This window comes from bacterium endosymbiont of Pedicinus badii (assembly GCF_002075085.1).
Lineage (GTDB): Bacteria > Pseudomonadota > Gammaproteobacteria > Enterobacterales > Enterobacteriaceae > PRUG.
On sequence record NZ_LKAS01000002.1, the window covers coordinates 170,499 to 183,663 of the forward strand.

13 protein-coding genes and 1 tRNA gene are annotated in these 13,165 nt (G+C 21.9%); 8 read left to right on the plus strand and 6 right to left on the minus strand.

From position 1 onward, the window contains the following. The first annotated feature begins 61 nt into the window (after positions 1–61). Complete coding sequence (gene gltP / locus AOQ89_RS02255; RefSeq protein WP_080873052.1) at positions 62–1,354, plus strand: glutamate/aspartate:proton symporter GltP; 1,293 nt, start codon at positions 62–64, stop codon at positions 1,352–1,354. Here gltP and AOQ89_RS02260 read toward each other — a convergent pair. Together AOQ89_RS02260 and AOQ89_RS02265 are read right to left on the minus strand one after the other, a co-directional pair. Next, positions 1,344–3,947 (minus strand): valine--tRNA ligase, encoded by a 2,604-nt coding sequence (locus AOQ89_RS02260; RefSeq protein WP_080873056.1) that lies wholly within the window; start codon positions 3,945–3,947, stop codon positions 1,344–1,346. The two genes, gltP and AOQ89_RS02260, sit on opposite strands and share 11 nt — an antisense overlap. Positions 3,948–3,976: 29 nt before the next feature. Further along, a complete protein-coding gene (locus tag AOQ89_RS02265; protein WP_080873061.1) occupies positions 3,977–5,473 on the minus strand; it encodes a leucyl aminopeptidase in 1,497 nt (498 codons plus the stop codon). Positions 5,474–5,522: 49 nt separating this feature from the next. Here AOQ89_RS02265 and AOQ89_RS03105 point away from each other — a divergent pair, with 49 nt between their 5' ends. From AOQ89_RS03105 to AOQ89_RS02285, 4 genes are all read left to right on the plus strand, one after another. Continuing rightward, the gene (locus tag AOQ89_RS03105) at positions 5,523–5,837 is read left to right on the plus strand and encodes an LptF/LptG family permease (protein ID WP_080873066.1); all 315 of its coding nucleotides are present in this window, start codon (positions 5,523–5,525) and stop codon (positions 5,835–5,837) included. A gap of 14 nt (positions 5,838–5,851) precedes the next feature. Then, positions 5,852–6,565, plus strand: a complete 714-nt coding sequence (locus AOQ89_RS02275; protein ID WP_280938076.1) for an LptF/LptG family permease — start codon at positions 5,852–5,854, stop codon at positions 6,563–6,565. Positions 6,566–6,574: 9 nt separating this feature from the next. Continuing rightward, entirely contained in the window at positions 6,575–7,660 is a 1,086-nt protein-coding gene (locus AOQ89_RS02280; protein WP_080873073.1) for an LptF/LptG family permease, read from the plus strand. After that, positions 7,629–7,712, plus strand: a tRNA-Leu gene (locus AOQ89_RS02285). Before AOQ89_RS02280 ends, AOQ89_RS02285 begins: the two co-directional genes overlap by 32 nt. Before the next feature lie 2 nt (positions 7,713–7,714). Here AOQ89_RS02285 and AOQ89_RS02290 read toward each other — a convergent pair. Genes AOQ89_RS02290 through AOQ89_RS02305 form a run of 4 tightly spaced genes read right to left on the minus strand, consistent with a single transcriptional unit; the run spans position 7,715 to position 10,392 of the window. After that, complete coding sequence (locus AOQ89_RS02290; RefSeq protein ID WP_080873077.1) at positions 7,715–8,194, minus strand: PTS sugar transporter subunit IIA; 480 nt, start codon at positions 8,192–8,194, stop codon at positions 7,715–7,717. A gap of 21 nt (positions 8,195–8,215) precedes the next feature. Continuing rightward, positions 8,216–8,935, minus strand: a complete 720-nt coding sequence (gene lptB, locus AOQ89_RS02295) for an LPS export ABC transporter ATP-binding protein (RefSeq protein WP_080873080.1) — start codon at positions 8,933–8,935, stop codon at positions 8,216–8,218. Continuing rightward, entirely contained in the window at positions 8,919–9,392 is a 474-nt protein-coding gene (locus AOQ89_RS02300) for an LptA/OstA family protein (RefSeq protein WP_080873082.1), read from the minus strand. The genes lptB and AOQ89_RS02300 overlap by 17 nt, the downstream gene beginning before the upstream one ends. Positions 9,393–9,420: 28 nt before the next feature. Continuing rightward, on the minus strand, positions 9,421–10,392 hold the full coding sequence (locus AOQ89_RS02305) for a KpsF/GutQ family sugar-phosphate isomerase (protein WP_080873084.1): 972 nt from the start codon (positions 10,390–10,392) through the stop codon (positions 9,421–9,423). 181 nt (positions 10,393–10,573) lie between these two features. On the opposite strand from AOQ89_RS02305, the gene AOQ89_RS02310 reads away from it, so the two are divergent. The 3 genes from AOQ89_RS02310 to AOQ89_RS02320 are packed head-to-tail and all read left to right on the plus strand — an operon-like array spanning position 10,574 to position 13,161. After that, a complete protein-coding gene (locus AOQ89_RS02310; protein ID WP_080873086.1) occupies positions 10,574–12,154 on the plus strand; it encodes an MlaE family lipid ABC transporter permease subunit in 1,581 nt (526 codons plus the stop codon). 10 nt (positions 12,155–12,164) lie between these two features. Beyond that, positions 12,165–12,641, plus strand: a complete 477-nt coding sequence (gene mlaD / locus AOQ89_RS02315; RefSeq protein WP_080873088.1) for an outer membrane lipid asymmetry maintenance protein MlaD — start codon at positions 12,165–12,167, stop codon at positions 12,639–12,641. A gap of 25 nt (positions 12,642–12,666) precedes the next feature. Beyond that, the gene (locus AOQ89_RS02320) at positions 12,667–13,161 is read left to right on the plus strand and encodes an ABC transporter substrate-binding protein (RefSeq protein WP_080873090.1); all 495 of its coding nucleotides are present in this window, start codon (positions 12,667–12,669) and stop codon (positions 13,159–13,161) included. Positions 13,162–13,165: the final 4 nt, after the last annotated feature.

Consider the following 13,165-nt stretch of genomic DNA (forward strand, 5'->3'; position numbering starts at 1 on the left):
ATATTGATTTTGATGAAATTCCATTTTAACTTGCTCATTATTAAGAAGAAAAGAGAAAAATATGAAAAGAATTTGTAATATTTCTTTATCCTGGAAAATATTTATCGCTTTAGTTTTAGGATCAATATTTGGAGTTTTTTTACACGAACAACAAGATATCAAAGCTTGGATTATAAATAATTTATTATTTCCATCTGGTGAAATATTTATAAGAATGATAAAAATGATTGTAATTCCAATAGTAATTACAACATTAATAGTAGGAATAGGTAAAACAGATGGAGTAAAAAAATTAGGCAGTCTTTGGATTAAAACAATTTTATATTTTGAAATAGTTACTACTTTGGCAATAATATTTGGAGTAATTTTAGCTAATTTATTTCAACCAGGAGTTGGAATTGATATGTCCAAATTAGAAATTTCTGATATTTCAAAATATAGAAGTAATATAGATAATCTTACTTCATCTTATAGTATAGCAAAAACTATATTTGCTATAGTTCCTTCAAATATATTTCTTTCTATAACAAAAGGAGAAATGCTTCCGGTTATTTTTTTCTCTGTTCTTTTTGGAATAGGATTATCTTCTTTGAAATCAGAAAAAAAAGATTTTTTACTAAATTTTTTTAATTCTTCTTCTAAAGTAATATTTAAAATAACTAATATTATTATGTCCTATTCTCCTATAGGAGTATTTGCTTTAATTTGCTCCACTATTGCTACATTTGGATTTTCTTCCTTACTACCTTTAATTAAGTTAATTGTTTTAGTTTATCTATCAATTATATCTTTCTCTATTTTTATTTTAGGATTTATAGCATACATTTTTGGTTTTAAAATTTGGAAAATTATTTATATTCTAAAAGAAGAGTTGATTCTTTCTTTTTCTACAGCAAGTTCTGAAAGTGTACTTCCCAAAATCATTGAAAAGATGAAATTATACGGAGCTTCCCCATCTATAACAGGTTTTGTTGTTCCTACTGGATATTCTTTTAATTTAGATGGATCTACTTTATATCAAAGTATTGCATGTATTTTTATAGCACAATTGTACGGTATAGAACTAACTTTAATGCAACAAATAGTTTTGATTGTTACTTTAATGATTACATCTAAAGGAATTGCAGGAGTCCCTGGAATGTCTTTCGTAGTTCTTTTAGCAACTTTAGGTAGCGTTGGGATTCCATTAGAAGGGTTAGCGTTCATAGCAGGTATTGATAGAATACTAGATATGGCAAGAACAGCTCTAAACGTTTTAGGAAATGCTTTAGCTGTTTTAGTAATTGCAAAATTAGAAAATCAATACGATCAGAAAAAATCTGTAGAGTATGAAAAAAATATCTTTAAAAAATAGCTATTTTATACTCTTTTTCTTCATTCTTCGTATTTTTCATTTTTTTAAAAAAAATGCGATTTGTTTTGCACATAAAGTGAATTACTTTTTTATTTTTTTTGATTATTTCAAAAATACTTGATTCTCTTATTTTTATAATAAAAGTACTATCATTTGTATTTTTACTAGTTTTTTGTATTTTTCTAATTTTTTTTATAATTTTTATTATTATATTAGAAAAATTATATTTTTCTTGGTATTTTTGTATTTTTTTTCTTTCCGAAGGAAAAACTTTTTCTAAAATAGATTGTTTTTTACAATTAAAAGTGTATTTTATTTTCTGCCATACGTATTCTGTTATAAAAGGAATAATTGGATGCAGTATTCTAAGACATTTTTCTAAAACATACACTAAAATTAATTTTGTATTCAATATTTCTTCTCTTTCTCCAAAGCGTAAAAATGTTTTACTGATTTCTAAATACCAATTACAAAATTTGTTCCAAAAAAAATCATATATACATCTGCTAGACAAATCAAATCTGTACTGTTTTGTGTATTTTTTGAATTTTTGAATTGTTTTATTCAATTTTCTGATAATCCAAATACTAAATATACAAGTAAAGTTTATTTTTTTTTTCCATTTGAAATCTTTTTGTGAGTGTTTTAGAACAAATTTACTTGCATTCCATAATTTATTACAAAAATTTTTGTATCCTAAAATTCTGTTTATATCTATATTTATATCTCTATTTTCAGAAGATAAAGAAATTAGAAAAAATCTTAGTGCATCAGATCCATGTTCTTGAATACCAAATGGAAATTTTTTTTTTGTCTTTAAAATAACTTTATTTTTATTTTTTTTAAAAACTAAATTATTTGTTTTTTTTTGAATTAAATTTTCTAGACTTATTCCATCAATAATATCAATAGGATTAAGCACATTTCCTTGAGATTTTGACATTTTTTTTCCATCTTCATCTCTTACCAATCCTGTAATATATACATTTTTAAATGGTACTTTCGATATATTTTCATCTTTTAAAATAAAGTAAGTTAGCATAATCATTCTAGCAACCCAAAAGAAAATTATATCAAATCCAGTAATAAGTACTTTTGTTGGATGAAAATTTAAAAAATTAGATTTATTACTAGGCCAACCTAAACTAGAAAATGACCATATTGCAGAAGAAAACCAAGTATCCAGTACATTTCTATCTCTATATAAAAATGAATTTTTATTAATTTTGTTTTTTTTTCTAACTTCTTTTTCATTTTCTCCAAAATAAGTGTTTCCAAATTTATCATACCAAACTGGAATTTTGTGACCCCAATATATTTGTCTAGATATACACCAATCTTTTGCATTTTCCATCCATTTAAAAAACATGTTCTTATACTGTTTTGGAAATATATTGATTTGATTTTTTTTTACTATTTTTATTGCAGATTTTGATAGATCTTTTATTTTTATATACCATTGTTTAGTTACTATTGGTTCTACTATAGTTTGGCTTTTTTGACTATGTGGCACAGAATGCAATTCTGTAGTAATTTTTTCTAATAGATCATTTTCTTTTAGTCTTCTTAAAATTTTTTTTCTAACTAAATTTTTTTCTAATTCTTGAAATTCTTTAGGTATGAAATAATCGGTACTTTTGTCAATTTTTTTTTTCAAATAATTAAAGACTTTTAAATTTTTTAAAGTTTTTCCATTTTTTTTAAAAATACCAATAATATTTAATTTATGAGATTTTGCAATTTTATAATCATTTATATCATGTCCAGGAGTAATTTTTACGCATCCAGTACCTTTCTCAATTTTTGCGTATTTATCTGATATAATTGGTATTTTTCTATTTATTATTGGAACTAAAACTTTTTTTCCTATAAATTTTTGATATCTTTTATCTTCAGGATTTACTGCTAATGCAACGTCTCCAAATATAGTTTCTGGTCTGGTAGTAGAAACTGTTAGATAATTTTTATTTTTATATTTGTTTTTTTGCGCTAAAAAATATTTAATATACCAAGTTTCTATAGGAATTTTTTTATTATAGATTTCTAAATCTGAAATTGCAGTTTGTAATTTAGTATCCCAATTAACAATTTTTCTTCCTTTATATACCATTCTATTTTTATAAAGTTTTATAAAAACTTTTTTCACTGATACGGAAAATTCTTTATCCATTGTAAATCTTTTTCTTTTCCAATCTACAGAAATACCTAAACGTCGTATTTGATTATCTATGATTTTTTCAATTTTTGATTTCCAATTTAAAATTTCTGAAATCAAATTTTTACGATTGTATTTTATTTTTTTTTCTTTTATCTTATTTTCTATAAGTATTTGTGTTGCAATTCCTGCATGATCTATTCCGTACTGTAAAAGTGTATTAAATCCTTTCATCTTATTGTATCTAATTAAAAAATCCATTAAGACATACTGATAAGAATGTCCTATATGCAGTTCTCCAGTAATATTTGGAGGAGGCATTAATATACAATAATTTGTTTTTTTTTTGTTTTGGTTTTTAGGAGAAAAAATTTCACTTTTTTCCCAAAAAAGATAGATATTTTTTTCAATTTTTGAAGGTTTGTATGTATTTTTCATTTAGAATAAAAAAATATTTTTAAACTAAGTTATTTATTATTGTAAAAAAAATTAAGTAGAAATTGTACTAATAATTTTACTGGTCTTCCAGTTGATCCTTTTTGATTTCCATTTTTCCAAGCAGTTCCTGCTATATCTAAATGTGCCCATTTATAATTTTTAGTAAAACAGGATAGAAAGTATCCAGCGGTAATAGCTCCACAAATTCCTCCTACATTCGCAATATCTGCAAAATTAGATCGCATTTCTTCTTTTAATTGTTTTATAATAGGAAGTCTCCAAACATAATCTCTAGTTTGTTTGGAAGAAACAAATAATTCTTTACACAAAGATTCTGAATTTGAAATTAGTCCAGTGAAGTATTTTCCTAATGCTACTACACAAGCTCCTGTTAGGGTTGCTATATCAATCATTACAATAGGATTAAATTTTTTTGAGTACTCTAAAGCATCACATAGTACTAATCTTCCTTCCGCATCGGTATTAAGAATTTCTACTGTTTTTCCAGACATAGTTTTTATGATATCTCCTGGTCTATAAGATCCTTTTCCTATCATATTTTCACAACCTGCTACAATTCCGATTACGTATATAGGTAGTTTCATTTTTACTATAGAATAAATGGTACCGCATACTGCAGATGCTCCAGACATATCGTACTTCATTTCATCCATTTTACTAGAAGGTTTTAATGATATTCCTCCGGAATCAAAAGTAACACCTTTTCCAACAAGAACTATAGGATTTTTATTAATTGCTTTTGGTCCCATATAATGGATTATAGTCATAATTGATTCATTAATAGAACCTTTTCCGACTGCTATATAAGCATTCATACCAATTTTTTTCATTTCTTTTTCTGATAAGGTTTCTATTTTTATATATTTTGAATGTTTTTCAAAAATACTTTTTAAAAATTTTGATAAGTATTTTGGATTACAAATATTAGGAGGTGTATTGCATAAATCTTTAGTAATATTTATTCCTTCAGAAATAGATCTTCCATGTTGTATTGATGTATGCAAAGAATCATGTTTGCTGTAATCTTTAATAAAGAATAAAACTTCTTCTAAAAAAATATTTTTTTTTGCTTTTTTTGTTTTAAACTTCGTAAATGTATATTTATTTTCATAAATTGTTTCAATTATGTTTCTAATTTTCCAATAATAATCTTCTTGACAAAAAAAATTCTCTAATAAAAATACTGCATTTTTGCATTTTTCTTGTATGAGATAACTAACAATTTTTTTTAAAAACATTTCTTTTTCATAATCTTCAAAAAAATTTTTTTTTTGAAAAAATAAAATTATATTTTTACTTTCTTTTAAAAAAGGATTATAAAAATGATATACAAAACTCTCTTTTTCTAAATATATTTTTTCTTGTATTATTTTATTAATATAGTCTTCTGTTTTTTTACTAAAAAATTTTTCTAATTTTATCAATTTATTTTGAAAAAATGCACCTAAAATAATACAATCTGTCTTAGGACTATAGTCATTTTTATTTATTAAAGAAAATTTCATTTATTCTCCAAAAAGTTAAATTATAATAACGATAGTATAAGGAAGATTTATGATTTTATATAGATACTTATTTTTTACAATATTAAAAAAACAAATACTAATTTTACTAGCTACTTCCGTAGTTTTATTTTTTCAGCAATTTTTAAAAATCTCTAATATTTCGTATATAGATACTATACCGATAGATACTATTTTTTATGTAATCACTCTAAACTTTCCAAAAATTTTGCAATTTATTTTACCATTTAGTTTATTTATGAGTGTTCTATTTTCTATAAATCTTATGTTTTGTAAAAATGAAATATTTGCTTTTTATAATCTAGGATATAAAAAAAAAAACTATTTTTCATTCTATTTGCACTAATTTTTCTAACAATTGTGTTTTCTATAATTAACATGCATGTTCTCATTCCAGATTCTATCATAAAACAAGAAAAAATTTTAAAAAAACAAAAAAATAGTTTTTATGCTATCAGAGAATATAAAAAAAAGTTTAACATAAAAGATTTGTTTTACCTTTTTGAAAAAACTAAAACACATCAAAATAAAAAAAAAATTTTTTATTTTTTTACTAAAATACATGGAAATATTATTATTTTTGCAGAAAGAATAAAAGTTCAAGAAACAGAAAAAGATATAAAAATTTTTTTCTTTAAAGGAACATTTTATAAAATAGACGAATTCTTTTCTTTTTTTATTGCAAATAAATTTCTTGAATACGAATTTTTAGTTCCTAAAAAATACGATAATTCCCATAAAGAAGTAGAAAAGTTAAATTTTTTTAATCTATGTAAAAAAAAAGATTTAAAATTCAGGTCTTTAGTTTTTTGGAAACTTTCTATTTTACTATCTACAGTATTTATGACTATTTTTGCATTTCCAATTGCACAAAATAAAAATAAAATTCTTTTTATAGTTAATGTTATACTAGGAATAATTTTTTATCTTTCATTTTTATTAATACATTCTTTTGTAAAAAATAATTTTTCTTTTTTTGAGAAAAAAACATACTATTTTATAGTTATTTTTACTAATTTATTCTATTTAGGATGTTCAATCGTACTCAATTTTTTAAAAATAAAAATTCTTTAAAATACTAGAATGAGCAAAATTTTAGATAAATATATAAAAAAAGTAGTTTTTTTTAATATATTTATGGTATTTTTTATACTAAATTCTTTTTCTTTTTTATTTAAATTTCTAGAAGAAATTAAAAAAGTAGAAAAAGAAGGTTATTCTATTGCAGAATCTTTTGTACTTATTTTTTTTCAAATTCCAAAAGATTTTGAACTTTTTTTTTTAGTTTCTTCTACTTTTGGTATAATTTTAGGTCTCTCTTCTTTAAAAAGAACAAATGAACTTATCGGAATTCAATCTATAGGTTTTGGTCTTTTTAATATATTTACTGCTATTTCAAAAATAGTACTATTTATTTTGTGTATAAATTTTTCTTTTAACGAATTTTTTTTACCAATTTTTGAAGAAAAAATACAAAAAAAAAAAATTCTTTCAGATTTTTATTTAAAAAACAAATCAAAAAAGCTAATCCCATTTTGGATAAAAGAAGGTAATAGAATTATCTATTTTGAACACAATTTTGAATTTGATAAAATATACAATATACAAATATACAAAATAAGCGAAAATTCAGAAATACAAAAAATAGAAATTTATGAAAAAGCTGAATATAAAAATAATAAATGGAATTTTTTTTACAAAAAAGTGCTTACTAACAATTTAAAAAATAAAAATCATTTTAAAAAGGAAAATAAAATTTTTTTCAATCCAAAATTACTATCTATCTTTTTTTTAGAAAGAAAAATTTTATCTATGAGAGAGATGATTCAGTATATAAAGTACTGTAAATATATAAAAAAAGAAAACAAAAAATACAATTTTGTTTTTCTCAGTAAAATTTTTTTTCATATTCATTTATTTGTTATTGCATTTTTTTCTGTTTTTTTAGTTATAAATCCTTTACAAAAAAATAAAAATAATGCAATAAAAAAAATTTGTATTATACTGTTCTTATTCTATTTGCTAAAAAACTTTTCTTTGATTTTGTACGTACAAGAAAAAATTAGTTTGTTAATTTCTATTTTGATAACTAATTTAGTGTTTTTTTTATTTTTTTTATTTGAAAAAAAAAATTTTAGCCGAAATGGTGAAATTGGTAAACACAATTGACTCAAAATCAATCTCCAGAAATGGTTTGCCGGTTCGAATCCGGCTTTCGGCATTTTATTGATACATTTTTTTTAAAATACTATAAATTTTATACTTACTTTTCGCTTTTCTTAGTTTTCTACAAGAATTTTCATTTGCTAACTCTTTAGCAATTAAAAAAAGCATGCTCAAATATTCTTTTTTTTCATTTTTAGAAATTAAAATAGAAAGCAATAAATCTACTGGTTCGTTGTCTATTGAACCAAAAGAAATTGGTTCTTTTAATTTCGTAAATAAAAGAATAGGAGAGAATTGAAATTCTTTAATTTTTCCATGAGGAATTGCAATTCCATTACCTATTCCGGTACTTCCTATTTTTTCTCTAGAATATAAGGAATTAAAAATAGTTTTTGAAGAAATAGAAGATTTTTTTTCCATAATTTTACTAATTATTTTCATGTATTCTATTTTATTTTGGCATTCTAAATCATGAAAAATAGAATCTATTTTTAATAATTTAGAAATATCTACTATTTTATTTTTTTTTTCTTTCATATTTTATATTTTATTAGAAGACTATAAAATAAATTTTTTTCCAAAATACAGCTGCTTTATTTTTTTATTTTGTAAAACTTCTTTTAAATTTCCGAAAAATATTATTTTTCCATAATTTACTATGTATATTCGATCACAAATTTCTAAAACTTCTTGAATATTATGATCTGTAATAAGCATTCCAATTTTTTTTTCTTGCATTTTTTTTATTATTTGTTTGATCTCTTGAGTTGATATTGGATCTATTCCAGAAAATGGTTCATCTAAAAGAATAAACTTGGGAAATGTAGCAAATAGTCTAGCTATTTCTACTTTTCTTTTTTCTCCTCCTGACAAAAAAGATCCTAACTTATCTCTTAATTTTTCGATTTTAAAAATTTTTAAAATTCTGTTAAGTACAGTTTTCCTTTTAAATAATTTTTTCTTTATTTCTAGAGCAGACATAATATTTTTATAAACACTAATATTTAAAAATATAGAAGATTCTTGAGATAAATACGCAATTCCCATTCTGCATCTTAGATATATAGGAAGACTGCTAATTTCAAATTTATCTAAAAAAATTTTTCCAGAATCTTGTTTTATAATTCCAGAAATTATGTTAAAAATTGTAGTTTTCCCTGATCCGTTAGGACCAAATAATCCGACTATTTCTCCTGAATTTACAATAAGACTAATATCTTTAATAATGTTTTTTTTATATTGTATATTTTTTATTTTTAATCTATGTAGATTTTTCATCTTTATTAATAGACAAAATCAAATGAACTTTTTTTTTTTCTCCAGAAGCAATAATTTTATTTTTTTTAGGAATATAAAAAATTTTTTCACTTTTTATTTTGATATTCTTTCTTTTTAAAAGGACTTCATTATAAAAAATGGCTGTTTCAGAAGATGTATCATATTTTACTATTTTTGCTTCTATTATAATTTTTTCATTTTTATTTTCATATAAAAAAAATACAGGATTTCCAAAACATTCTAAAGTAATTTTTTCTTTTTTTCCTGTTTCTTTAAGAATAACTTTTTTTGCAAATATTTTAATAAATTTTTTTTCCAATTTTACATCTTCTAAAAATGTAGCTGTATTGTTACTAATATTAAAAATCTGTTTTTTAGAATTTATATATATTGGTTCTGTAACTGTTTTTCCAAATGAGAAAAAACAAACAAAAAATAGTACAAATACAGATTTCATTTATTAATTTTTTAAAAAATAAAAATACTTAGATTATATCATGAATGTACAAAATACCAACAATTTTGTTTTTTTTTAAAACTAGTAGCGTACTTAATTTTTTTTCTTTCATTAATTGAATTGCAAATTTTAATTTTGTATTAGGATGAATAAAAATTTTTATTTTTTTCATAAAATGATAGATCTTTTTATTTTCTAAATTTATATTTTTTTGCAAAATATAAATTGCATCTTCTTTAGTAAAAATACCTTCAACTAAATTTTTTTTTCTACAAATTACAAAAATATCGTTTTTTTTGTATAGAATTTTAAAGATTGCTTTTTTTAAAGGAAAATTTTTATCTATTTTAGGAATATTTTTTTTAAATTTTATAAAATCTTTTACTCTTTTCATGGATTTTCTACCTAAAAATCCTCCAGGATGAGAACGGTAGAAGTCTTTAGAAGTAAATTGCTTAGCTTGCAAAATTGCAATAGCTAATGCATCACAAATTACTAAAGTAGCTGTTGTACTAGAAGTAGGAGTCAATCCAAAAGGACAAGCTTCACGAACTATTTTTATGCATATTTTAATTTTAGAAAATTTACCAATTGTACTTTTTTTATTCCCTGTTATACAAATAACTGGAATTTTCATTTTTTTTATAAAAGGTATAAGGGAAATTATTTCTTTTGATTCTCCTGAATGAGAAATAATAATTATCATATCAATTTTACTAATCATACCTAAATCTCCATGATTTGCCTCACCAGGATGTATAAAAAAAGAAGGAGTTCCTGTGCTTGAAAAAGTAGAAGCTAATTTTCTAGCAATATGACCTGATTTACCTATTCCAATACAGATTATTTTTCCAAAACAGGATAAAATCATTTCACAAGCTTCTTGGAAACTTTGATTAATGCATGTATATAAACTACTTAAATTATTTTTTTCTATAGAAAGAACTTTTTTCCCAATTTTAATAAAATCTAATATTTGAAATGATTTTTCTTTTAACATGTATTTATCTATCCCAATATTTTAAAGATTTTAAAATTGTGATGCTAAAATAAACAGATTCGGTAAATTTCATTTTTTGTATAAGTATTATTTTATACTTTTATAAGTTTTTATAGTCTATTTTATTTTATAATAAAAATAATATTTTATAAAAAAAATAAATTTTGTTTAGGTCGAAAAAATGAATAGAGACTATTTAATAGAAATAAAAAATTTAACAATACGTAAAAAAAAAAGTACTCTTTTAAAAAATATTAGTATGGATTTTATAAAAGGAAAAATTACTTCTATCATAGGATCTTCTGGAATAGGAAAAACAACTTTATTAAAAACTATCGTAGGGAAAAACAAACCAAATTCTGGCAGTGTTTTTGTAAAAAATTTAAATATTTTTCAAATATCAGAAAAAAAATTGTATTTATTAAGAAAAAAAATTACTTTTTTATTTCAAAATGGAGCTTTATTTCATGATATGAATGTATACGATAACGTTGCTTTTCCTTTAAGATTTCATACTAATTTAAAAGAGAAATACATTTTTAAAAAAGTGTATTCTATTTTAGAAAAAATAAAATTAGAGAAATTTTTAAAATTTATGCCAAAGCAACTTTCAGGAGGAACAATAAGAAGAGTAGCTTTAGCAAGATGTTTAGTATCAAATCCAGAACTAATAATTCTAGATGAACCTTTCGTGGGACAAGATCCAAAAAATATAGAAATGTTATTAAAATTAATAAAAAAAGCAAGTAGCAGTATGAAAATTACTTTTATTATTGTTTCTCATGATATTAAAGAAATAATGAAAATATCTGATTATATTTATTTAATTTCTGAAAAATCTCGTATTATAAAAGGTACTCCAGATTTTTTTTTGAAAAATAAAAATAAATTTGTCACAGAATTTATTAAAGGATACGACTTTAGAAAAAAATACTCTGTAGAATTTAATTTGAAAGAAATAGAAAAGAAAATACGAGATAAAGACTTTTTAGAAAGATTTTTACTTTTCGTAAAAAAAAATCTACTTTTTTATAAAAATAGAATTTATCAAATATTAAAATTTTTTTTCTTTTTACTTTTTAAAAAACCTAATTTTAAAAATCATTATAAAATTTTCATTAAACAAATATACAATATAGGATTTCTTTCTTTATCAATCGTAATAGTTTCGGCAATTTTTATTGGTATGATTCTTAGTATACAAGGATATACTATCTTGTCTCATTATGGAACAGAAACAATACTAGGATTTTTGATATCAGTTTCTTTATTTAGAGAATTTGGACCAGTTATTACTGCATTGTTATTTATTGGTAAAACTAGTTCTTTCTTAACTTCAGAAATAGCATTTATGAAAACTACAGAACAAATATTAAGTTTAGAACTTATGGCTATTAATCCAGTTAAATATATTCTAGTTCCAAGATTTTGGATGAGTTTTATTTGTTTTCCTATGTTGGTAGTAGTATTTATTGCAGTAGGAATTTACAGTAGTTCATTAGTAGCAATATATTGGAAAGAAATTGACTTAGGATTTTTCTGGTCTGCTATACAAAATTCTACAGATTGGAAAAAAGATATAATAGGTTGTTTTATTAAATCTTTTATTTTCTCTTTTTTTATGTCCTGTATTTCTTTATTAAATGGATACAATACAGTTCCTACTACGGAAGGAATAAATATAGCTATTAATAGAACTGTGGTGTATTCTTCTTTAATTATTTTAATTCTAGATTTTTTACTAACTATTTTGATATTTTAGGAATTTTGATATGCAAATAAAAAAATATGCGATTTTTTCCGTAGTATTTATAGTTTTGTTTGTATTTTCCTTACTTTTTATAGTTTCTAAAGTTACTAATATTCAAGAAAAAACTAATAGAAAAACATATAAGTTATTTGCTTTTTTTGATGATATTTCAGGATTAAAGTTAAAATCTCCAGTTAAAATTGGAGGTGTTTTAATAGGTAGAATTTCTCAAATAGAACTTAGTTCTAATAGTTATTTACCAAAAGTTACTATAGAAATACAAAAAACATACAATAAAATTCCTGTAGGAAGTGTATTAGTTATTAGAACTTCTGGACTTTTAGGAGAACAATATCTTTCTTTTAATATAGCATCAGATACAATTTCAGAAAATTATTTTTTAAAAGATGGAGATATTGTTGAAAATACAAAAAGTGCTATTGTAATAGAAGAATTAATTAGTCAATTTTTTTACAACATCAGAAATTCAAGTAATTAATTTTCTTAAATAACGGAGAAATTTAATGTACAAAATTTTTATAGTAGTTTTTTTTGTTTTTTTTTATAATTCTGAAATTTTTTCTAAAGAAGAAAATTGTCCTTATAATCTTACAAAAAATATTATACAAAAAACTTTTTCTAGAATAAAAAAAAATAAAGAAAAAATTTATTCTGATCCAAATTACTTAAAAATTATTGCAAGAGAAGAAATATTAAAATATATGGATATAGAAAGATCTGCTTTGCTAATATTAGGAAAATATTATACTTTACTTAATCAAGAAAATAAAAGTAGGTATTTTTCTGCATTCCAAAGTTATTTAGAGTATTCGTATGGAAAAATACTAAAATTTTATAAAAATCAAAAGTATGCAATTTTTTTAGAAAGATCTTTTTCTAATACGCAAATAGTAAGAATATCTATTCTAGATAAAGAATTTATAACATCCATAAGATTTGATTTCAAATGGAAAAAGAATTTAAAAAATAAAGANATTGGAAGATTTATGACATTATAATAGA

What these genes read in the sequence shown, in the direction of transcription:
- gltP (WP_080873052.1), top strand. Translation starts at nt 62, where the DNA reads ATGAAAAGAATTTGTAATATTTCTTTATCCTGGAAAATATTTATCGCT.
- AOQ89_RS02260 (WP_080873056.1), bottom strand. Translation starts at nt 3,947, where the DNA reads ATGAAAAATACATACAAACCTTCAAAAATTGAAAAAAATATCTATCTT.
- AOQ89_RS02265 (WP_080873061.1), bottom strand. Translation starts at nt 5,473, where the DNA reads ATGAAATTTTCTTTAATAAATAAAAATGACTATAGTCCTAAGACAGAT.
- AOQ89_RS03105 (WP_080873066.1), top strand. Translation starts at nt 5,523, where the DNA reads ATGATTTTATATAGATACTTATTTTTTACAATATTAAAAAAACAAATA.
- AOQ89_RS02280 (WP_080873073.1), top strand. Translation starts at nt 6,575, where the DNA reads ATGAGCAAAATTTTAGATAAATATATAAAAAAAGTAGTTTTTTTTAAT.
- AOQ89_RS02290 (WP_080873077.1), bottom strand. Translation starts at nt 8,194, where the DNA reads ATGAAAGAAAAAAAAAATAAAATAGTAGATATTTCTAAATTATTAAAA.
- lptB (WP_080873080.1), bottom strand. Translation starts at nt 8,935, where the DNA reads ATGAAAAATCTACATAGATTAAAAATAAAAAATATACAATATAAAAAA.
- AOQ89_RS02300 (WP_080873082.1), bottom strand. Translation starts at nt 9,392, where the DNA reads ATGAAATCTGTATTTGTACTATTTTTTGTTTGTTTTTTCTCATTTGGA.
- AOQ89_RS02305 (WP_080873084.1), bottom strand. Translation starts at nt 10,392, where the DNA reads ATGTTAAAAGAAAAATCATTTCAAATATTAGATTTTATTAAAATTGGG.
- AOQ89_RS02310 (WP_080873086.1), top strand. Translation starts at nt 10,574, where the DNA reads ATGAATAGAGACTATTTAATAGAAATAAAAAATTTAACAATACGTAAA.
- mlaD (WP_080873088.1), top strand. Translation starts at nt 12,165, where the DNA reads ATGCAAATAAAAAAATATGCGATTTTTTCCGTAGTATTTATAGTTTTG.